The organism is Halorubrum sp. AD140 (assembly GCF_034497445.1).
Taxonomy (GTDB): domain Archaea; phylum Halobacteriota; class Halobacteria; order Halobacteriales; family Haloferacaceae; genus Halorubrum.
Map to the genome: position 1 here is coordinate 1 of NZ_JAXRUU010000263.1, position 1,163 is coordinate 1,163.

2 protein-coding genes are annotated in these 1,163 nt (G+C 70.8%); both read right to left on the reverse strand.

All coding sequences use genetic code 11. The features are described 5' to 3' along the window. Positions 1 to 494, reverse strand: a 494-nt coding sequence (locus U4E84_RS18045; protein ID WP_322533447.1) for a DUF6293 family protein, incomplete at its 3' end; no start/stop codon positions are given. Between the two features lie 72 nt (positions 495 to 566). Continuing rightward, the coding region (gene nadC / locus U4E84_RS18050) for a carboxylating nicotinate-nucleotide diphosphorylase (protein ID WP_322533448.1) at positions 567 to 1,163 on the reverse strand (597 nt) is incomplete at its 5' end.

A 1,163-nucleotide genomic window follows, 5' to 3' on the forward strand; every position in this document is an offset into this window, starting at 1 on the left:
TCCTCGGCGAGTTCGGTCTCTACGTACTTCTCGGGGGCCGTGTAGTACGTGTGGATGCGGTCGCGGTCCGTCTGCCGCTCGACCATGATCGAGTGGGCCGCGGTCGCGAACGCGAACGAGACGGGCCGCGGCATCGAACAGAGGTTCACCCACACCTCGCGGTCCTCGGCGGCGTCGTCGGCCTCCCCGGAATCGTCGCCGCCGCCCGCGGCGCCGTCCCGGTCCAGCTCCGCGTTGATGAGGTCGAAGGCGCGCTCGAACGCGGCGTCGTAGTCGTACACGTCGTCGAGCCGCTCGCGGACCGTCTCCGCGCCGAGCAGGTTCGTGAAGTCCTGTTCCAGCTTCCGAGCGATGTTCCGCGAGTACTCGACGTTGGCCTCGCTGCCGACCGTCCCCTCCAACAGGATCACCCGGTCGACGTCGAACTGGTCCCGGATGAGGGGAGCGATCATCCGGTCGTAGTCGAACCCGACCGGGACGATGTGGGTCTGCATACGTGGGATGTACCGGTGGGGCTCATAAAAATCAGGCCTTGTCGAGGCGCGGGCGCTCCGTGTCGCTCCGCGCTACCCCTCTCCTCCGGTCCGGAACGACAGGTCGAGCGTCGGCGCCGAGTGGGTGAGCCCGCCCATCGATATCACGTCGACCCCCGTCGCGGCGTAGTCGGGGATAGTCTCGACCGTGATCCCGCCGGACGCCTCCGTCAGCGCGTCCGCGTCGGCGGCGGCCACGAGCTCTGCCGCCGTCGCCGTCTCCGCGGGCGTCATGTTGTCAAGCAGGACGATGTCGGCGCCGGCCCCGGCGGCGCGCGCGGCGTCTTCCGGATCCTCGACCTCTACCTCGACCTTCGTCGCGAAGGAGGCCCGCTCCCGGAACCGCTCGATCGCGCCCTCCAGCCCCATCTCGGCGACGTGGTTGTCCTTGACCATGACCATGTGCGAGAGGTCCAACCGGTGGGTGTCGCCGCCGCCGGCCGCGACGGCGCGCTTCTCGACCCCGCGCAGCCCGGGCGTGGTCTTCCGGGTCGCCGCGATCCGCACGTCGCCGTCGACCTCGCGCGCGGCCGACACGGCGGCGGCGGTTTTCGTCGCGACGCCCGACGCGTGACCGGTGACGTTCACCGCGACGCGCTCGCCCCGCAAGACCGCCTGCGCCGGCCCCCC